The organism is Corynebacterium sp. A21 (assembly GCF_052266655.1).
GTDB lineage: Bacteria > Actinomycetota > Actinomycetes > Mycobacteriales > Mycobacteriaceae > Corynebacterium.
Genome location: NZ_JBQPQY010000008.1, coordinates 15,594 through 35,674, shown reverse-complemented (window position 1 = coordinate 35,674; position 20,081 = coordinate 15,594). Strand labels below are relative to the sequence as shown.

17 protein-coding genes are annotated in these 20,081 nt (G+C 63.3%); 7 read left to right on the top strand and 10 right to left on the bottom strand.

The genetic code is table 11. The features are described 5' to 3' along the window. Positions 1-66: 66 nt before the first annotated feature. Complete coding sequence (locus tag ACTU46_RS11580) at positions 67-1,197, bottom strand: UDP-N-acetylmuramate dehydrogenase (RefSeq protein WP_443381834.1); 1,131 nt, start codon at positions 1,195-1,197, stop codon at positions 67-69. A 24-nt stretch (positions 1,198-1,221) separates the two neighbouring features. Here ACTU46_RS11580 and ACTU46_RS11575 point away from each other — a divergent pair, with 24 nt between their 5' ends. From ACTU46_RS11575 to ACTU46_RS11565, 3 genes are all read left to right on the top strand, one after another. Then, positions 1,222-1,725 (top strand): DUF2505 domain-containing protein, encoded by a 504-nt coding sequence (locus ACTU46_RS11575; RefSeq protein WP_443381833.1) that lies wholly within the window; start codon positions 1,222-1,224, stop codon positions 1,723-1,725. Positions 1,726-1,754: 29 nt separating this feature from the next. After that, a complete protein-coding gene (locus ACTU46_RS11570; RefSeq protein ID WP_443381832.1) occupies positions 1,755-2,591 on the top strand; it encodes a class I SAM-dependent methyltransferase in 837 nt (278 codons plus the stop codon). A 124-nt stretch (positions 2,592-2,715) separates the two neighbouring features. Further along, positions 2,716-3,561 carry an LmeA family phospholipid-binding protein gene (locus tag ACTU46_RS11565; protein WP_443381831.1) on the top strand — a complete coding sequence of 282 codons (846 nt, stop codon included), beginning with the start codon at positions 2,716-2,718 and terminating at the stop codon, positions 3,559-3,561. A 78-nt stretch (positions 3,562-3,639) separates the two neighbouring features. Here the strand turns inward: ACTU46_RS11565 and ACTU46_RS11560 are convergent, their stop codons facing one another. The 8 genes from ACTU46_RS11560 to ACTU46_RS11525 form a co-directional block, all read right to left on the bottom strand. Next, positions 3,640-4,311: a 2-deoxyribose-5-phosphate aldolase gene (locus tag ACTU46_RS11560; RefSeq protein WP_443381830.1), complete on the bottom strand. Its 672-nt coding sequence runs from the start codon at positions 4,309-4,311 to the stop codon at positions 3,640-3,642. A 7-nt stretch (positions 4,312-4,318) separates the two neighbouring features. Beyond that, the gene (locus tag ACTU46_RS11555; protein ID WP_443381829.1) at positions 4,319-4,615 is read right to left on the bottom strand and encodes a DUF2516 family protein; all 297 of its coding nucleotides are present in this window, start codon (positions 4,613-4,615) and stop codon (positions 4,319-4,321) included. Positions 4,616-4,622: 7 nt separating this feature from the next. Then, positions 4,623-5,441, bottom strand: coding sequence for a CGLAU_01105 family protein (locus ACTU46_RS11550; RefSeq protein ID WP_443381828.1), 819 nt, complete (start codon positions 5,439-5,441; stop codon positions 4,623-4,625). A gap of 8 nt (positions 5,442-5,449) precedes the next feature. Next, positions 5,450-6,913, bottom strand: coding sequence for a DUF445 domain-containing protein (locus ACTU46_RS11545; RefSeq protein WP_443381827.1), 1,464 nt, complete (start codon positions 6,911-6,913; stop codon positions 5,450-5,452). 272 nt (positions 6,914-7,185) lie between these two features. Further along, positions 7,186-7,539 carry a hypothetical protein gene (locus tag ACTU46_RS11540; protein ID WP_443381826.1) on the bottom strand — a complete coding sequence of 118 codons (354 nt, stop codon included), beginning with the start codon at positions 7,537-7,539 and terminating at the stop codon, positions 7,186-7,188. Positions 7,540-7,594: 55 nt separating this feature from the next. Then, positions 7,595-8,344 carry a succinate dehydrogenase/fumarate reductase iron-sulfur subunit gene (locus ACTU46_RS11535; protein ID WP_443381825.1) on the bottom strand — a complete coding sequence of 250 codons (750 nt, stop codon included), beginning with the start codon at positions 8,342-8,344 and terminating at the stop codon, positions 7,595-7,597. After that, a complete protein-coding gene (locus tag ACTU46_RS11530) occupies positions 8,344-10,365 on the bottom strand; it encodes a fumarate reductase/succinate dehydrogenase flavoprotein subunit (RefSeq protein WP_443381824.1) in 2,022 nt (673 codons plus the stop codon). The genes ACTU46_RS11535 and ACTU46_RS11530 overlap by 1 nt, the downstream gene beginning before the upstream one ends. A 15-nt stretch (positions 10,366-10,380) precedes the next feature. Beyond that, entirely contained in the window at positions 10,381-11,139 is a 759-nt protein-coding gene (locus tag ACTU46_RS11525; RefSeq protein ID WP_443381823.1) for a succinate dehydrogenase cytochrome b subunit, read from the bottom strand. A gap of 390 nt (positions 11,140-11,529) precedes the next feature. On the opposite strand from ACTU46_RS11525, the gene ramB reads away from it, so the two are divergent. Next, a complete protein-coding gene (ramB, locus tag ACTU46_RS11520; RefSeq protein WP_443381822.1) occupies positions 11,530-12,957 on the top strand; it encodes an acetate metabolism transcriptional regulator RamB in 1,428 nt (475 codons plus the stop codon). A 272-nt stretch (positions 12,958-13,229) separates the two neighbouring features. Here ramB and lpdA read toward each other — a convergent pair whose 3' ends face one another. Further along, positions 13,230-14,639, bottom strand: a complete 1,410-nt coding sequence (lpdA, locus tag ACTU46_RS11515) for a dihydrolipoyl dehydrogenase (protein WP_443381821.1) — start codon at positions 14,637-14,639, stop codon at positions 13,230-13,232. 748 nt (positions 14,640-15,387) lie between these two features. Here lpdA and ACTU46_RS11510 point away from each other — a divergent pair. The 3 genes from ACTU46_RS11510 to ACTU46_RS11500 all read left to right on the top strand — a co-directional run bounded on the left by ACTU46_RS11510 (position 15,388) and on the right by ACTU46_RS11500 (position 20,073). Further along, the gene (locus tag ACTU46_RS11510) at positions 15,388-16,494 is read left to right on the top strand and encodes an alpha/beta hydrolase (protein ID WP_443381820.1); all 1,107 of its coding nucleotides are present in this window, start codon (positions 15,388-15,390) and stop codon (positions 16,492-16,494) included. A 137-nt stretch (positions 16,495-16,631) separates the two neighbouring features. After that, positions 16,632-18,698, top strand: a complete 2,067-nt coding sequence (locus tag ACTU46_RS11505) for a prolyl oligopeptidase family serine peptidase (protein WP_443381819.1) — start codon at positions 16,632-16,634, stop codon at positions 18,696-18,698. Beyond that, the gene (locus tag ACTU46_RS11500) at positions 18,691-20,073 is read left to right on the top strand and encodes a M1 family metallopeptidase (RefSeq protein ID WP_443381818.1); all 1,383 of its coding nucleotides are present in this window, start codon (positions 18,691-18,693) and stop codon (positions 20,071-20,073) included. Before ACTU46_RS11505 ends, ACTU46_RS11500 begins: the two co-directional genes overlap by 8 nt. Positions 20,074-20,081: the final 8 nt, after the last annotated feature.

Here is a 20,081-nt window from a genome sequence, read left to right as displayed (position 1 = left end):
TTCCCGGGAAACAGCACCGCCCGCGGTCTTTTCACCGCGCTCCCGCGGCGTCGATAAGCTACCCCGCTAATCGATGCTGACGCCCACCCACACCGGTTCCGGCACCAGTTGCACCCCGAAGTGCCCGTGCACCCCATCGCGCACGTCACGGGCCAGCTCAACCAGATCATCGGCGGTGGCCGAGCCACGGTTGGTCAGTGCCAGGGTGTGCTTGGTGGACAGGCGCGCCGGGGCCGCCGCACCTGGGTAGCCACGGTCGAATCCGGCCCGGTCGATCAACCAGGCCGCCGAGAGCTTGGAGGTGCCCTCCCCCGCCGGGAAGCAGGGCATCTTCGCCGCATCCTCCTCGCCGCGTTCGGTACGGACCTTGTCCTGCACGGCATCAGCAAGCACATCCGGGACCACCGGGTTAGTGAAGAAGGAACCGGCGGACCAGGTATCATGATCTGCCGGATCGAGAACCATCCCCTTGCCACGCCGCAGCCGCAGCACCTCCTCGCGGACCTCGGCGGCGGGGAGCCGACCGCCGGGCTCAGACAGCCCCAGCCCCTTGGCGAGCTGGCCGAAGCGCAGCGGTGCAGAAAGGCCATCCACGCGCAGCTGAAGCTCGATCTCGAGCACCACCGCCCGTTGGGTGAATTTCAGGTTGGAGTAGCGGTAGGACAGCTCCAGGTCAGCCACCGGCACCCAGTGGTCCTGGCCTGATTCCCGGTCGTAGAGCCGCACCCGGGTGAGCACATCCGCGATCTCGGCACCGTAGGCACCAACATTCTGCACCGGCGTGGCACCGGCGGAACCGGGGATCCCGGAGAGGCACTCCAGGCCCCCCAGGCCGGATGCCACGCTGCGGGACACCACCTCATCCCAGACTGCCCCGGCTTCGGCGCGCACTAACCCGGTGGCGATGTCGATGCTGATGTCCTCGCATTCGAGGATCACCGCGACCAGGTCCAGCTCCCCGTCCGCGATGACCAGGTTGGAGCCACCACCAACGACCAGGCAGGGCACCCCCTCCCCATCGAGCAGACGCAGTGCGGCCACCACCGCCGCCGGAGTGGCACAACGCGCCGCCCACCTGGGCTTCCCGCCGAGGTGCAGCGTGGTCAGCTCGGCAAAGCTGATCGCGGCATCAATGGTGATGTCGGCGATCCCGGCGAGCCGGTGAGAAAGATCTGGGGTCTGGGATGAGGAAGACACACCGATAACGGTAGTCTGTCTTTCATGGCAACCCGTAGCGAGAACACCGTAATCATCAATCAGCCCGCTGAAAAGGTCCACCAGGCGCTGACTAACGAGCAGTACTGGGCTTATGACGTGGCGAACCTCAGCCCTGAGTCGGGCGAGGTCAAGGAATTCCAGGCCGTCAATGGCGGTGCCGAAATCACCCTCTTCGAGGTGCTTCCCCTGGATATCCTTCCCGAGGCCGTGCGTGCCATGATCAGCCAGGCGCTGAAGGTCAAGCGCAACGTCACCGTCAGCCCGCTGGTCGATGGCAAGGCCGACATCACCTACGTCGCCGATGTCAAGGGCACCCCGGTGGATTTCAAGGGTGAGATCACCTTGGCCGGTGATGACACCGTCACCACCCTGGCCTACTCCAATGAAGTCTCCGTCAACATTCCCTTCATGGGTCCCGCCATCGAGCCGAAGGTCGGTGCCGCTTTGGGCGACCTCTTCAACAATGAGGGCAAGCTGACCGAAACCTGGATCTCCGAGAACCTCTAAGCCCTCCCCGACTCCCGGATCGCCCCGCCATGGCAGACCACGCCCATAACCTACGCGCACAATTCGCCGTCGGTGGTGAAGCTGGACGACCCGTCGGAGTCATTACCCGCGGCACCACCAACTACAACCGGTTGCGGCGCTGTGATCGCTGGACGGTTCATCACCCTGAACTACGGCAGCTGCTCAACTCCGTCACCCGGCCACATGCGGTCGATGTCGGCTACGGCGCCAGTTTCACCACCACCGTTGAGTGGTCCCACTGGTTACGCCGCCTCCGCCCGGATATCCGGGTCACCGGCTTAGAGATCGACCCCGAGCGTGTCCTCCCACCCCGTGAGGGGGTGGAGTTCGAGCTCGGTGGTTTCGAACTCGCCGGTTACCGTCCCCACCTCGTCCGCGCCTTCAATGTGCTGCGACAATATGACGTGGACCAGGTCACCGCGGCCTGGCAGCTGGTGCTCGCTAACCTCGCCCCCGGTGGTCATTTCATCGAAGGCACCTGCGATGAGCTGGGCCGTCGATCGACCTGGGTACTGCTGGACAAATCCGGACCGAAATCACTGACGTTGGCCTGGGACCCGATGGCGGTGGAGCGGCCCTCAGACCTCGCGGAACGTCTACCCAAGGCACTGATCCACCGCAATGTCCCCGGGGAGAAGATCCATACCCTCCTGGCGAGGCTGGACAGCGCCTGGGAGCGCTCCGTCTGGTGGCAGCCCTACGGCCCCCGCATCCGCTGGCGGCAGACCCGGGAGCTGCTCGCCCAGGAAGGTCTGGTGATGGAGCCGCTCCGCCGAAGGGTGCGTGACAGTCTGCTCACCGTGCCCTGGGATCTGGTCTCCCCTGAGAAAACTGCCTCAGGTTGAGCACCCCGGCGATGCTTCCCGCCTGCCTTGCCTACCCCGTCAGCCACCTCCCCGGTATGTGAATCTCCTGTCATTTAGCGGCCCTGGTAGCGGGAGTGGTGGCCGATAAGACAGACTTGATGCCGTGGCTAAATCAACTGGTTCGAAAATCTGGCGGGTACTGGTCGGTATCCTCGTCGTCATTCTGATTCTGCTGGTCGTCGCGGAGCTGGGACTGCGTTGGTTCATCGGGGACCAACTACGCTCAACCTTCGAGGCTGATGCACAGGAACAGGGCATCACCCTGGAGGAGGACCCGAGCATCTCCTTCGGGACGACTCCCCTGGTGTTCTCCGTTCTGGGGCGCAACATCCCCCAGCTGGAGATGACCACCCCCTCCACCCTGCAGATCGATTACCCGGATGGCCCGAACTCCATCCCGGAGGTCAACGGTTCCCCCTCCGCCACGGTAGCCATCACGGACCTCGATATCGCCGATCCGAATAATCCGGTGGCCGGTACGATGAACACCACCACCGAGATCCCCGATGACATGATCCTGGCGATGATCCAGCAGTCCACCGCCGCCTCCCAGGAAGGCAGTGACGCCACCGACTTCGGCGCGGCGATCATGCAGGAACTGATCAAGATCACCGACGTCTCCGCCCAGCCGGACACCAACACCATTGACGTGGAATTCACCGGTGGTGCCGCCGTGCTCTCCGTGGAACCCCGGGTCGAGAACGGCGAGCTGCGCTTCCAGGCAACGGGCGCCAGCCTCTTCGGCTTCGATCTCCCGGAGCAGGTCACCGGGATGATCACCGCCGCACTGGAGGAGGGTATGCAGGATGCCACCGGAGACATGGAGATCACTGAGTTCACCGTCATCGACGGCGGCATCCGGGTCAGTATCCGAGGCGAGAATCTGCCGCTGAGCGAGCTCGGTGCCGTCACGACCGGGGCCACCGGTCAAGCTGAGGTCACGCCATAGTATCCACCCGATAATCCGGCAGCCTGATGAACCGGAAACTCCGGGCCCGCTCGCAGTTGAGCAGACCCGGAGTTCTTCTTATTCGGCCGGGAATTCCGCCAGGGTGGCCACCAGGACGCGGTCCGCCCCCGCCGCCACCAGGGCGGCCACCATATCCGGGGTGGGCTCATCAGTCAGCGCGCTCAGTCCCAGGATCCGCTGTCCCGGATGCCCGGTGGCATACTCCACCAGCTCCTGTGCCAGCACCTCGACATCCGCCGGGTCGGCACCGCCGAGGAAGTGATACCCGGTGCCCAGGATGATGCGGTCCGCACCGGCGAGCCGGATGGTGCCGGCCAGCGCGTGGAGTGCGGTGTCATCCAGCATCGACGGCTCCAGGATCACCGCCAGCTGCACCGGGTGGGGCACTGCCTCACGGACCGCAATCAGCTCCGCAAGTACGGCATTCTGGTCCGTATGGGCGATGGCGGGGTCAAGGGTGACCCCAACCTCCACGGCCCCGTACTGGACCGCCAGGCGGGCCTCTGCGGCCTTGATGAGGGTGTGGTGCTTGCCGCCCGGGAAACCCGCCACGGTACCGAGCACCAGCCCCTGCGGGGACGCCTCGCGAGCGGAGTTCAGTAGGGAGGGTGCCACCACCACTCCCCCGAGGCCCCGTTCCCCGGCGGTACGCACCCCGGCAGCGACCGCAGCGGCCGAAGTATCCGGAGACAGCAGGGTCAGATGCACCTGGCCCAGCAGCGAGTTCACCGCAGACCTACCAGCTGTAATTGCCGCTGAGGATACTGCGCAGGTGGGGCCGGACATCGAACCAGTAGACACCGATCGCCACCATCCCGGCCCAGGAGAGGAAGGGGAACTGCAGCACCACCACCAGAGTGGAGCCGGCGAGGATACCCACCCAGATCCACTTGCTCTGGCGGTCACCCGCAGAGAAGGCATCCTCCCTGGTGGTACCCGCCAGGATCGCCCCCACGAGCCCGGCGACGGCGATAATGAGGAAGATGACGGTCTGAACCATGTCTAGCGCAAAACTGACCTGGGGGAAGAGCATGAGGGAACTAGTTGTCCTTTTCCTTGGGATCCGTTGTTTCCGGGGTGATGTCACCATCAGAGTCCTCGGAAATCAGTTCACCTTCGATAATATCGGGATCCACGGGCTTTGCCGCATCCTGCACCGGATCGCCCGTGGCAGGCTCCGAGCCGTCGCTCTTCCGGGCCAGTGAACCTGCCCGGGAAATCAGGTCATCCAGCCGGGTGCGCAGTTCCTCAATGGTGGAGTTACCATCCTTGTCCCCGAGACTGTCCCCGCCCTTGCCACGGCGCTCCTGGACAACCTCCACCGCCTCATCGAAGGACCCCTGTACCGATTTCACCGCAGCGGAGAAGGCGGAACGGGCATTCTCCACCGAATCGCTGTCCTTGGTTTCAGTGGCAGCCTGGCGGAGATTCGCGGCGACATCCCGGAAGATATCCTCCGCATGACTGGCGAAACCACTGGTGGCAGCCTTCAGGTCCTCGGTGTTTCGGACCCCACCCAGCTTCTCGGAGGCTTCCTTGCTGGCGGCCTTGAAGCGGCTGGCGGTGGTTTCCTTCTCCAGAACCGGATCATGCAGCGCGTGGGCACCCGTGCTACCTGGCTGATCCTCGGTCTCCCGGAGGCGGCTGGCGAAATCAGAGACCACATCACCGAGACGGGATCCGGCGGAAAGCCAGGCATGGCCGGTTTCCTTAAGATTGGCGAGGATGGAGTCCTTTTCTGCGCCGGTCTTATCTCCGTCGGTGCGGTTGTCGCTGGAACCGTTGTTGGTGTTCTCGGTGGTCATGATGCGGCCTTCCTCAAAGGGGGTGGGTTGATCAGTGCGGGAGGTGTGATCCACCTCCCATGTTAGGTTCCGAAGAGCAATTGCGACACAGTGAAGATAACCAGACCTGCCAGGGCGCCGACGAGGGTGCCGTTGAGTCGGATGTACTGCAGATCCTTGCCCACCATCAGCTCGATCTTCTCACTGGCTTCCTGTGCATCCCAGCGTTCCACCGTCTCAGAGATGATCGCGGTGACCTCTCCGGAGTAGTTGTTCGCCAGGAAAGCCGCGGCACCGGTGATCCGGCGGTCCAGGGAGGCCCGCAGCTCCGGTTCCTCCTGAATCCGCTGACCCCAGGTCAGCGATATCTCGGTGATCTTCTGGCGCAGCATCGACTCCGGGTCGCGAGCTGCCTCGATCACGGCGGCGGAGGTGCTCGTCCAGATTGTCGCCGCCGCAGACTGCATCGAACGCGAAGCCATCAGGTCGGCCTTCCAGCCCTCGACCCGTTCAATCATCACCGGGTCCTCCTGCAGATCCACGGCCAGGTCCTCCAGGAACCCCCGGATGGACTTGCGGGCGTCATGGTCGGGGTTGGCGGAGACATCGGCGGTGAACTTGATCAGTTCCTTGTACACCCGCTCACCGATGAGGTTGTTGACGAATTTCGGTGCCCACACCGGCTTGCGGGAATCCACCAGGTGGACGATCATCGCCTCCGCCCCGAGTGCCTTCTGATGCGCCCACTTGACCACACCGTCAACAATGGGTTCGGTTTTGCCATCCTCGATCAGCTGCTGCAGCATCCGCCCGGCCGGGGGACCCCACTGCGGCTCCGCCAGTTTGTCGAGCACCGCAGTGTTGATCACCGCCTCCGCGTCCTTCGGATCCAGCGCCGCCACCGCATTCGCGATCAGTTTGCCGGTCTCCCGGGATACCTTCTCGGCATTGGTGGGCTCCGAGAGCCACTCACCCAGGCGTTCCGGGATCTTCGCGGAGGAGACCTTATCGGTGATCAGTTCCGCATTGAGGAAGTTCTCCCCCACAAATCCCGAGAGCGCCTCCCCCAGCTGGTCCTTCTTCCGCGGGATGATCGCGGTGTGCGGGATTTTCAGGCCCATCGGATGCCGGAATAGTGCGGTGACCGCAAACCAGTCCGCCAGCCCGCCGATCATGCCGGCCTCAGCCGCTGCCCGGACATAACCCACCCACCCAGGGGTTTCCCCCGGTTGCGCAGCATACCAGCTGCACCACAGGAAGATGATGGCCGCGACCACCAACAGTCCGGTGACGAAGGCCTTGTGGTTGCGCAGGGTCTTGCGCCGCTGGGCCTCCACCTCGAGGCTGGCACCCGGGAGACCGGTCTTCCGCTCCGCCGCTGGCGTCTCAGCGGGCTGCTTATCGACGACCGAGAGGGCCCCGGGTGCGGCGATATCCACCGGCTCCGCAGTGGGTTGCCCGGCTGGTGCCGGTAGCTCCGGGGAGTGCCCTGGTTCGGATCGCTGCCCTGTGGGGCCCTCCGTACCTTCGAGATTATGTTTGCCCATGATCTCCATTATGACGCGGGTCGTCGATGGAAGTCGGCAGGGCGGCAATAACTCAGGTTTAAATCAGGGCCATCCCGTAGGAGAAGAGCTGCCAGGCGGTCACGGCGGTGATCAATACCACCAGAAGGATCCGAATTCTGCGCCACATGCTGCCCATCTTAGATGCCGGTGGCGCCACAGCAACAGTCTTACGGTGCCGCTGAAAGCCTCCTGAAAACACTGCACTCCCCCACCGCGGTGCGGTGAGGGAGTGCAGTGGGAAGATCGCGGTTTTACTGCGTGCGACCCGTGGTCTTGACGTACTTCTTGTAACCGGCACGACCCCGGGAGATCAACACGAAGCCGGTACCGACTCCGACGACACCGAGAATTGCCCCAGAGATCATGAAGAACTGCGGGTAATCGTCACCACCCCAGAGCTGGGTGGCACCACCGTAGATCAGCATGCCGAAACCGAACAGGCACACCAGCACCAGTCCCATGCCGATCCAAGTGGAGGAGCGCTCCAAGGAAGAGTGGGGCGCGTTGAGGCTCGCCGGAAGGTAGCCGTCAATGTAGTGCAGGCGACCCTGGTAATCCGGGAAGTCCTGAACCTCCTGGTTGGCCGCGTGGGAATGAGCAGACATGTCCTGGACTCGCTTTCGTCTTCTAAAAAACAACCTAGCTCCAGCTTAGCTGAGCTTAGTTATCCTTCGCAGAGAAGGCTGCACGAGCCCGCTCCGTGTTGATGGCGGCAACTGCGGTCAGCGGGATTCCCGCCGGGCAGACGTCGGCGCACTCGCCGAAAAGGGAGCAGGGACCGAAGTTGGTCTCGAGCTCGTCAATCATCTGGCGGGCACGCTTGCCGCGCTCCTCCTGGCCGAGCGGGCTCAGCTTCAGGTGGACCAACTTGGCACCGGTGAACAGGTGCGCGGAACCATTCGGGCAGGCTGCGACACAGGCACCGCAACCGATGCAGGCCGCATGATCGAGCGCGAGCTCGGCGGTCTGGTGGTTGACGTGCAGGGTGTCAGCATCCGGGGCGGTACCGGCGTTGATGGAGACGTAACCGCCCTGCTCCATGACGCGGTCCAGTGCGGAACGGTCAATGACCATGTCGCGGATGACCGGGAATGCGGCGGAGCGCATGGGCTCGATCTTCAGCACGTCGCCGTCGTTGTAGTTGACCAGGCGCTGCTGGCAGGAGGGGGTGTTCTGCTCGGCACCGTGCGGGCGGCCGTTGACGACCAGACCGCAGGTACCGCAGATGCCCTCACGGCAGTCAGAGGCGAACGCGAAAGGTTCCTTGTTCTCCTCGATGTAGCGGTTGTTGACGTGATCCAGGAGTTCAAGGATCGACATCTGCGGGACAGCATCCGGGACCTCAACGGTCTCGAAGTTGCCAGCGTGGTTCGGTCCCTCCTGACGCCAGATCTCAAGTGTCAGCTTCATTACTTGTAGTTCCTTGTCTGCAGCGGGATGGATTCGAAGATCAGGGGCTCAGCGTGGCGAACAAACTTGTTCTCACCGGCCGGCGCCCAGGCAGAGACGAAGCACCAATTCTCGTCATCGCGCTCTGCTTCACCTTCATCAGAGAGGTGATCATCGCGGAAGTGTGCGCCAGCGGACTCATCGCGGTCCAGGGCGTCAACACACATGAGCTCACCCAGGTCGATGTAGTCTGCCACGCGTGCGGCGTACTCCAGCGCCTGGTTCATCTCATACTGGCCGCCGGGGACCTGCACGTTGGTGCGGAAATCCTCGCGCAGGGCACGGATGTCGATGATGGCCTGGGTCAGGTCCTTGACGTTACGGGACACACCACAGGCGAAGTAGAGGATCTCGCCGAGCTGACGGTGGAAGTAGTCAGCACCGTGCGGGTTCGGGCCCTTGGTCTCGAGCAGGGACTCGATACGCACGCGGGAACGCTCGATGGCGGCGATGGCCTCCGGAGCGTCCGCGGCCAGAGCCGGCTCGTTGAGGTGGTTGGCCAGGAAGTTCGGCACGGTGAAGGGCAGGGTGAACCAGCCATCGACAGAAGCCGAGAGCAGCGAGTTGGCGCCCAGCCGGTTGGCACCGTGGTAGCTCCAGGAGGCCTCACCGGCACAGAACAGACCGTCGACAGAGGTCATCTCATTGAAGTCGGTCCACAGGCCACCCATGGTGAAGTGGCAGGTCGGGGCGATCCGCATCGGAGAGGCGTAGGGATCTTCGCCGATGGCCTCCTCATACATCTGGAAGAGGTTGGAGTAGCGCTCCCGGATGGTCTCCACACCCAGACGCTCGATGGCGTCCTTGAAGTCCAGGAATGCGGAGTTGTTCAGCGGACCGATACCGAAGCCGGCGTTGATCTGCTGGGAGATCGCACGGGAAGCAACGTCGCGGGGGACCAGGTTGCCGAAGGCCGGGTAGCGGCGCTCCAGGAAGTAGTCGCGCTCGTCCTCGGGGATGGTGTTCGGATCGCGGTCGTCGCCCTTCTCCTTCGGCGCCCAGATTCGGCCGTCGTTACGGAGAGACTCGGACATCAGAATCGTCTTCGACTGCCAAGTCGCGTTGACCGGCAGGCCCGTCGGGTGGAACTGAATGTAGGACGGGGAAGCGAAGTGCGCACCCTGCTCGTAGGAGCGCATGAGGGCGCCTGCGTTGGAGTTCTTGGCCAGGGTGGACATGTGGTAAACGTTGCCGTAACCACCGGTGGCCAGCACGACAGCGTGGCCGGTATGGGCCGTGAGCTCGCCGTTGATCAGGTTACGCATCACCAGACCCTCAGCACGCTTCTTACCGTCACGCTCGGTGACGATCAGGTCAACCATGTCGTTGTGGGTGAAGATCTCCACGGAGCCGAGGTGAATCTGACGCTGCAGTGCCGAGGCGGTGGAGAGCTGCAGCTGCTGGCCCGTCTGGCCGCGGGTGTAGTAAGTGCGGGAGACCTGCACGCCACCGAAGGAACGGGTAGCCAGAGTTCCGCCGTATTCACGGGCGAAGGGAGCGCCGATGGCGTTCATGTGGTCGATGACGCGGGCCGACTCGATGGCCAGTCGCCAGCAGTCAGACTCGCGGCCACGGTAGTCGCCGCCCTTGACGGTGTCCTTGACGTGGCGGTACGCGCCGTCGTTGTCGACCTTTTTGCCGCGGGCGGAGTTGACGCCGCCCTGAGCGGCGATGGAGTGTGCCCGACGCGGGGCATCGTGGTAAGTGAAGACCTTGACGCTATAACCGAGCTCGCCCAGCGCGGCTGCGGCGGCGCCACCGGAGAGGCCGGTACCGACGATCAGGATCTTGAACTTACGACGGTTAAGGGGAGAGACCAGGTTCATGTGGTCCTTCTGGTACTCCCACATGTCCTTGGTCGGAACCCCGACCGGCTCATTCGGGTTCAGAACTGTACCAGGGACCACGCCTGCGACGGCAGAAGCCGGATGGCTGAACTGCTCGAATTCCGGACGGGTAGCGGCTTCAGTGTTAGAGCTCATTTTTTCCTTTTCCCCTTAACCGATCCAGCCGAACAGGACGGACAGCGGGATAGAGATGTTGCCGATCATGACGACCGCGGGAACCGCGTAGGCCACGACCAGGAGGATTGCACGCCAGCGCTTGCCGACGATGCCCAGGTCACTGACCGCCAGCCAGATACCGTGGGAAAGGTGCAGGAACAGCACAACCATGGCGATGATGTAGAACACCGCAGCGGGCCAGCGGGAGAAGCTGGCGATCAGGTTGGCATAGACCTCACCGTGCTGGAACACCTCGGCGGCGGCCGGCGCCAGACCGACGGTCAGGTCCAGAACGTGGAAGATGATGAAGGCCAGCAGGATGATGCCGGTGATCAGCATCGTCCGGGTGGAGAAGGAGTTCAGGCCGCCGACCAGGTTGGTGCGCCGAAACTTACCGCGGGACTTGCTCGCACGGCTCTGCAGGGCGAAAGCGCCGTACACGTGCAGTACGACAGCGACCAGCAGGACGATGCGGATGATCCACAGGATACCTTCACGCGGAAGAACCGGGTCACCGACGGTCCGCAGGAACTCACCGTAAGTGTCCAGCGGGTGGCCGCCGTCCGGATACGGGCTCATGAAGACCTTCATGTTTCCGATCATGTGAACCAGAACATAAAGGCCAAAGAGCAGGCCAGTGATGGCCATGGTGAGCTTCAGCGCCCAGGTCGGGTATTTCGGCCGCTCACGCAGCGGCTTTTCGGTAATCTTGCCGTGAGCGATTGCGTCACGGTCTGCATTCGTAACAGTCATGGCACCTCCAGTGTCGCAATCACCTTACGACGTAGCTGGGCTTTTGAACTACTTATGACCATCTCAGTTGGGCCAAAGCACCGGGCGCAATCCCCCCTTTCGGGTCAGATTTAGGCCAGCCTTGCCTTTAAAATTGAAGCCACTATATGAAACAAGTACATGTCACGCCCCTTCGGCAAGGACCTCGCACCAAGTTCCGCACCTCACTGTGAAGTTGCTCACGACCTGCCGCCCAACCGCCGCGGACCACCCTAAAGGAATCAATCAATGGTTGGAGATCCTCCCCTCCCGGCCATCGCGAGACTATTAAGCGGCCAACCCCTGCTAACTCTGTGGAAGTTTTTTGCTAAAGATGTGCAACGGTGATGATCATCACGCTATCGTTGCTTCATGGCTAAGACTTATGTTGGTTCACGTCTGCGTCAGCTGCGCCGGGAGCGGGATTTAAGCCAGGCGTCACTGGCTACCACCCTCGGGCTCTCTGCAAGTTATGTGAACCAGATCGAGCACGACGTCCGTCCACTGACGGTTCCAGTTCTTCTGCGCATCACCGAGGCATTCGGTGTTGACGCCACCTTCTTCTCCCGCGACGATGACTCCCGCCTCCTCGCCGAGATCCAGGACGTGATCATCGACCAGGAAATCAACCAGTCTCCGGTGGAGCTCCAGGAACTCTCCGAGCTGGTCTACAACCACCCCGTGATCGCCCGCACCCTGGTGGACATGCACCGGCGCTACAGCAATGTCCGGGACAAGCTCTCCATCGCCACGGACACCCGCCGCTCCGACTCTCCCACCGACGGCACCACCGTCTCCCAGGCGCTGTCGATGCCCCATGAGGAAGTCCGGGACTTCTTCTACGCCCGGAAAAACTACTTCGATGAGTTGGATCTCCGCGCCGAGGACATCTCCCGCCAGCTCGGCGTCACGCTTTTCGACGTCCGTACCACCGAGGATGCGATCTCCCGACGGTTGCAGATCGAGCACGGGGTGACGGTGGCCACCCGCACCAGCCACGAGGGCACGCTGCACCGCTATGACACCGAAACCCGGGAACTCTGGATCGATTCCCAGCTGACCCTGGGACAACGCGCTTTCCGCATGGCCCAGGAACTGGCCTATCTGGAATGTTCCGCCATGCTCGAGACCCTGGTTGCCGGGGGCAGCTTTACCTCTGAGGCTTCCGAGCAGCTCGCGCTGCGCGGTATCGCCAGCTACTTCGCAGCCGCCGTGATGCTGCCCTACCGCACCTTCCACGCCGAGGCCGAAAAATCCGGTTATGACGTGGAGTTCCTCTGCCAGATGTTCGGCGTCGGCTACGAGACGGTGGCCAGCCGACTCTCCACCCTGCAGCGTCCGAACCTCCGGGGTATCCCCTTCACCTTTGTCCGGGTGGACCGCGCCGGCAATATGTCCAAGCGACAGTCCGCCACCGGACTGCATTTCAGCAGCTCCGGCGGCACCTGCCCGCTCTGGTCGATCTACGAGACCTTCACCAACCCCGGCACCATTGTCCGGCAGATTGCGCAGATGCCCGACGGCCGCAACTACCTCTGGATAGCACGCACCGTCCAGCATCATCAGGGAAGGTTCGGGGAAACCGGCAAGCTCTTCTCCATCGGGCTGGGCTGCGAGGCCCGCCATGCCGACCGCACCGTCTACGCCAAGGGGGTCGATCTCACGGATATGACCCAGGCAACCCGGATCGGTGCGGGCTGTCGCGTCTGCTCCCGCAAGAACTGCGCCCAGCGGGCCTTCCCGCAGGTGCATGAACCGATAGTCATCGATGCGCACTCATCCACGGTGGCGCCCTACTGAGCATAAGTAAGACCCCGCTGGACCAGGATTATTGGCATGACGGGTAGGTCTCGAGAATCCGGCCAATGACCTTCCACAGAGGGCAATTGGGCGGATCCTCGAGACCTAAACGTCAAACCCCAGGTCAGCCCAATAAACTCCGGAATGCTCCAGGTCAGCCCAGTCCGCCCCAGTCCAGCCAAGAAAGCCCCAGGTCAACCCTGGAGTGCAGGAAACCGGGGCCACCACCAGAAACTGGCGGCGACCCCGGTCGCTAAGGGGGAAGACCTGAATTACAGGTTGATCATGTGGCCGGAAATGCCGTGAGCGGCTTCCTTGACTGCCTCAGACATGGTCGGGTGGATATGGACGTTGCGGCCGATCTCCTCGGCGGTCAGGTCGAAGCGCTGCGCGATGGTCAGCTCGGTGAGCATCTCGGAGACATTGGCACCGACCAGGTGGGCACCCAGGATCTCACCGAACTCAGCGTCGGCGACGATCTTGGCGAAACCGGTGGTCTCAGCCAGGCCGGCGGCCTTGCCGTTGGCGGAGAAGGGGAAGCTGGCGACCTTGATCTCGCGGTCTGCCCACTTCTCGCGTGCCTGAGCCTCGGTGTAGCCGAAGGAGGCGACCTGCGGGTTACAGAAGGTGGCGCGCGGCATCATCATGTAATCGCCCAGCGGAGCGGTCTCGGCGCCGGAGATGGTCTCAGCGGCGACCACACCCTGAGCCTCGGCGACGTGGGCCAGCTGCATCTTGGCGGTGACATCGCCGATGGCGTAGATGCCGTCGACGTTGGTGCGCATGAAGTCATCGATGTCGATGGCGCCGCGCTCGGTGAGCTTGACGCCGGTGTTCTCCAGGCCGAAACCTTCGACTCGGGGAGCGAAGCCGACGGAGACCAGCACGCGGTCCACGGTCAGGGTGTCGGTCTTCTTGCCGTCCTTGGATTCAACATCAACCTCGACGCTGTCACCGTTGTCGCGTACACCGGTGGTCTTGAAACCGGTCAGCAGCTTGACGCCGAGCTTCTTGTACTCACGCGCGATGGTCTTGGAGATCTCCGCCTCTTCATTCGGCAGGACGCGGTCCATGAACTCAACGATGGTGATGTCCACACCGTAGTTGGCCAGGACGTAGGCGAACTCCATGCCGATGGCGCCGCCACCGACGATGACCATCTTCTCCGGCAGCTCACTGTCGAGGATCTGCTCCTCAAAGGAGACGACATTCTCGGAGAGCTCCACACCGGGAAGGGTGCGGACGACAGAACCGGTGGCGATGATGACATCGTCGAAGGTGAGGGTCTTACCCTGATCTGCACCATCGGTGATCTCGATGGTCTTGGCGTCCTTGAAGGAGCCGAGGCCGTCGATCTCGGTGACGCCGTTCTTCTTCATCAGGTAATGGACACCCTTGACGATGCCATCAGAGACCTTGCGGGACCGCGCGTGTGCGGAACCGAAATCAAAGGTGACCTCACCGGAGATACCGAAGGTCTTTGCCTCATGGTTGAAGGTATGGGCAACTTCGGCGTTCTTCAGGAGTGCCTTGGAGGGGATACAGCCGACGTTGAGGCAGATACCGCCCCAGTACTGCTTCTCCACGACCGCAACTTTTTTGCCGAGCTGGGACGCACGAATGGCGGCGACATAACCGCCGGGGCCGGCGCCGAGGACTACTACATCATAATGTTCACTCACGGATACCAGGATACGTAATCCCACCCGAGATGTCGTAGGAACCTCCTATTAAGGGTTCCAGAGCCGGTGTCCACCGAGATCTCAGACCCCCACGGCGTCGATAAGCAGCAGTCCCCGGGAAAGCAGAATCCCCACCCTGAGCGGGGAAGCTCAGGGTGGGGATTCTCCCGTGGGACGTTCAGATCAGAACATACCCAGGGTGTAGCTGAGGTTGGAGGATCCGGAGGAACCGAGGTGGATCAGGTTGCCCAGGTGGGTGTTGATGAACAGGATGACCTGCTCGACGATGGGATGCATGTGAGTATTCCTTCGATTCTGTCGCTAGTTCGCTTGGCCGCCACACCCGCGGACATTGCGTCCATCGGGAAGAGGCTCACGAATGATTAAACGTCACCCGTTTTCCGAGTGTTACGTTCAGCTGGATACCGGTCATTATGACACAGCCTCCACATGCTCACCACGGGAACCATTCATCACTCCAGCTTCAACCACCTGAAGATTCTCCGACGGGTCCAGGCTCCTGCTCCGAGGGGGAAACACCGGTGAAACCCTAAGTTTCCCCTCGTGGACCACCACTCCCCGGAGATATTTCCCATCTGCTCGCCAAAGATTCACTGCTAACATCAGGCGCATCATTCACGATGAATCACCAGGGCCACCTCCCGGTGGCACTCGCACACGGCCCACCCATCGCCGTTGCTCCCGGAGAGTTCCGCCGCATCTCATCCCCGATCTGGAAGACCCACCCATGAAGTTCCGCCAACGTCTGGCCGGCTCAGCCGCCGCCTTCACCATCGCCACCACCATTTTGGGCGGACTGGTGTCCACCCCCACCGTCTTCGCCGCGGAACTGACTCCGGCGGATATCGCCGCCGGGACTCCAGTGGCGGAGATCTACGCGGAGACCGCTCCGGTGGTTGAGGACTCCCCCTACTGGCGTCGCGCAATCAGCGCAGACACCTCCGGCCGGGTCGAGGAATTGGTGGCCACCTCCCCAGCCATGGACGGCCGGGAGGTTTCTCTGGCCGTGATCAAGGCCCCCAATCCGGGTGCCCCGACCATGTACATGCTCAACGGTGCCGATGGTGGTGAGGGGGGTGCGAACTGGATACAGCAGACCGATATCCTCGACTTCTTCCTGGACAAAAACGTCAACGTGGTCATCCCCATGGAAGGTGCTTTCTCCTATTACACCGACTGGCACAACGAGCAGCCTCAGCTGGGTGGAAAGCAGATGTGGGAGACCTTTTTGACCCGCGAACTGCCCGGTTCCATCGAGGGCTATCTGCAGGCGAATAACAACCGGGCGATCGCGGGGATGTCCATGTCGGCGACCTCATCACTTCTCTTCGCCCAGCACAACCCGGGTTTTTATGATGGGGTGGGCTCCTTCTCCGGTTGTGCCGCGACCTCCAATCCGGTTGGCTATGCCTCGGTGTGGACCACCATGAACCAGAGCGGCACCACCCCGGAAACCATGTGGGGCCCGCGAGGCACCGGCACCTGGCACTACAACGACGCCCTGATCAACGCCGCCAAGCTACGCGGCACCGAGCTCTACGTGTCCAATGGTTCCGGCCTCGCCGGGGAATGGGACCTGCCTTCCAGCCCCCGGCTCCAGAACTTCAACGAGCTGCAAACCTCCCTCGCCATGACCGAGACCATCGTGATCGGTGGCGCGATCGAGGCCGTCACCAACACCTGCACCCATGACCTCAAGGCCAAGCTCGATGGCGAGGGTATTCCCGCCACCTTCAGCTTCCGGCCCACCGGCACCCACTCCTGGGGATATTGGCAGCAGGATCTCTGGGATTCCTGGCCGACCTTCGCCCGCGCCCTGGGCCTCGCCGAGTAACCTCCACCAGATGCTTATCGACGCCGCCCCGCCCCCGCACCGGCGGGAAGGGGCGGCGTTGGGCGTCCCCGCCCTCCGCTGGGCCGGTCACGGCGTCGAGAAGCGTGTCCGGGGTGGCACGTAGACTCCGGAGTATTATGACTGAAACGACTCCCACCGACTTCCACCCCGGCGATACCACCCCGGATCAGCTGCTCCCGATTGATTCCGAGGAGGCCCTGAACTGGGCGAAAGCCTGGTCGCAGCGCACCGAGGACAGTGTCGCCGCTGATCCGCTGCGGGCGCAGCTGCAGGAGCGGATCCTCACCGCTCTGGACAGCGATGACCGGATTGCCTATGTCTCCCGGCGCGGCGATACCCTCTTCAACTTCTGGCGTGATGCCGCACACCCCCGCGGGCTCTGGCGTACCACCGATCTGGCCTCCTATCTCTCCGGAGATCCGGAGTGGCGGGTGCTCATCGATGTGGATGCGCTGGCGGCCGAGGAAGATGAGAACTGGGTGTGGAAGGGTGCCGTGGTGCGTCGACCCGCCACCGACCGTGCGCTGATCCGGCTCTCCCGTGGTGGGGCCGATGCCGTGGTGGTGCGTGAGTTTGACCTGCTCAGCGGCGCCTTCATCACGGAGAACGCCTTTGCGCTTCCCGAGGCCAAGTCTGATCTGAGCTGGGTGGACATAGACACCCTGCTGGTGGGCACCGATACCGGCGAGAATGCGCTGACCACCTCCGGTTACCCGGCGCAGGTGCGTCGTTGGCACCGTGGCACCCCAGTTGCGCAGGCCCCGCTGGTGGCTGCCGGTGAGCGGGAAGATGTGGCGATCGGGGCACATGTTGACCCGACCCCCGGTTTCGAGCGCATCACCGTCACCCGCGCCCTGGACTTCTACCGGGCGCGCACCTGGGTTGGCGGACTTTCCGGGGAGCTGCGTGAGATCGAGGTACCGGAGGACTGTGAGGTGCTCACCCACCTTCAGTGGCTCTTTCTGCTCCCGCGTGAGGAGTATGCCGGTATCCCCGCCGGCGGCCTTGGTGTCATCGAGTTGGAGGCTTTCCTGGCCGGCTCCCGCGAGGTGGCGGCGGTGTTCACCCCAGATGCCGGGACCGCACTGCAGTCCCTCGCCTTCACCGAACACCACCTGGTGCTGACCCTCCTGAACAATGTCTCCACCGAGATTCTCGTGCTCCCACTCGAGGAACCCACGGGTGAGCAGCGCCGCATCGACCTGCCTGAGCTGGTCACCGCCTCGGTGGTGGCCACCGCTTCCCTGGACGGCGATGAGATCTGGCTCAACGCCTCCTCCTTCACCGAACCCGCCACCCTCTATCGGCTGGACCTGGCGACCTCCCTGTCCCCTGAAGCGGCCCGCCGCGCCCCCGTGCTTTTCGACGCCGCGGGCATGGACACCCGGCAGCACTGGGCCACCTCCGCGGATGGCACGAAGATCCCCTACTTCATCACCGGGGTCTTCGACGGCTCCGCCCGCCCCACCTTGGTCGGCGGTTATGGCGGATTCGAGGTCTCCCTGACCCCGGGTTATGCCGGTGTCAAGGGACTCGCGCTGCTGGAGCGCGGCTGGTTCACCGTCATCCCCAACTTGCGTGGCGGCGGCGAGTTCGGCCCGCAGTGGCACTCCCAGGCGGTCAAAACCAATCGGGTCAAGGTCTTCGAAGACCACCGTGCGGTGATCGAGGATCTGCACGCCCGTGGCTACACCACCCCGGAACTGACCACGATCCGTGGCGGATCCAACGGCGGTCTCCTGACCTCCGCAGCCCTGACCCGCATGCCGGAACTGCTGGGGGCGGCGGTGATCCAGGTGCCCCTGACCGATATGCTGCGCTATCACACCTGGTCAGCGGGGGCGAGCTGGATGGCGGAGTATGGCGATCCGGACATCGCTGAAGAGCGTGCCGTGATTGAGACCTACTCCCCACTGCACAATGTCAGTCCCCGGGAACAACGGGAGTACCCGCCGGCACTGGTGACCACCTCCACCAGGGATGACCGGGTCCACCCGGCCCATGCCCGACTCTTTGCCCGGGAACTCGCTGTTCAGGGCCATCCGGTGGAGTACCACGAGAACACCGAGGGTGGCCATGCGGGGGCCGCCGACAACACCCAGGTAGCTGCGGTGGAATCCCTGATCTACGCGTGGTTGATCTCTCACGTTCCCTCCCAGGTAGGATCTGCAGACGATGAGTAGCAAGCGACTGCGTTCAACCCCGGTGCCCGGCACCCGAGACCAATACACCGGCATCGACTTCAACCTTGGTTTCCACACCCGGGCCTATGAACTCGACCTGGCTTACCGGGTGCGGCCCAACCATCTGAGTGGCACCGCCACCCTGCGGCTGGTCAACTACCTGCCGCTGGCTTCAATGACCCTGGACCTGGCAGAGAACATGCGGGTGCAGAAGATCACCGCCACCGGCACCGCCGGAACCTTCATCAGGGTCTCCCGCTTCCGGCAGTCTCTGGGCAAGCTGCGGATCAGCTTCGCCAAGGAAATCCCGGTGGACCAGGAATTCTCCCTGCACATCCGCTACGCCGGTACCCCCCGCCCGCTGCAGACCGCCTGGGGTGAGATCGGCTGGGAGGAACTCGACAACGGCGCCCTCGTGGCCTCACAGCCCTGCGGTGCCCCCAGTTGGTTCCCCTGTGATGACACCCCGGATGAGAAGGCCTGGTACGACATCCAGATCAGCGCCGACAACCCCTACACCGTGATCGCCAATGGTGAACTCGTGGGCCGACGCACCTCCGGATCCCGCACCAGCTGGCACTACCGCACCGAGCACCCGCTGGCCAGCTACCTCGCCACCATCCAGGTCGGCGAATATGACTCCATGATGCTCAGCGCACCGGATGCCCCGGTGCCGGTGCACGCCTACGTCCCGCCTGCCCTGCGCCAGGGATTCCTCGCTGATTTCAGCGAGCAGGCCCAGATGCTGGAGGTCTACACCGAGCTCTTCGGCCCCTTCCCCTTCACCCGCTATTCCGTGGTGGTCACCGAGGATGAGCTGGAGATCCCCCTGGAAGCCCAAGGGCTGTCCATCTTCGGCGCCAACCATGCTGCCGGCCAGGGTGAGTGGAACCGGCTGATCGCCCATGAGCTGGCACATCAGTGGTTCGGCAACTCCCTCGGTCTGGCCCAGTGGAATGACATCTGGCTCAATGAGGGCTTCGCCTGTTACGCCGAGTGGCTCTGGGATGAGAAAGCCCACGGCATCCCCGCCGCGGAAACCGCCCTCAAGCACTACCGTCTCCTCTTCATCAAGCCACGCACCGTGCTGCTGGCAGACCCCGGCACCGAGCTGATGTTCGATGACCGGGTGTACAAGCGCGGCGCGATCACCATCCACGCCATCCGCTGCCTGCTCGGAGATGAGGCTTTCTTCCGCATGCTGCGCCGCTATGTCGCGGCCGGCCGGCACGCCATAGTCGAGCCGGTGGATCTGCGCACCGAGGCACTCCACGCCTGCCGGGAGGAATCCATCCCGCCGGAAGAATTCGAGGCCCTCTGGCACGGCTGGCTGCGGGACAAGGCCCTCCCGGCGTTCCCGGAACCGCGGGGATAGCGGCACCC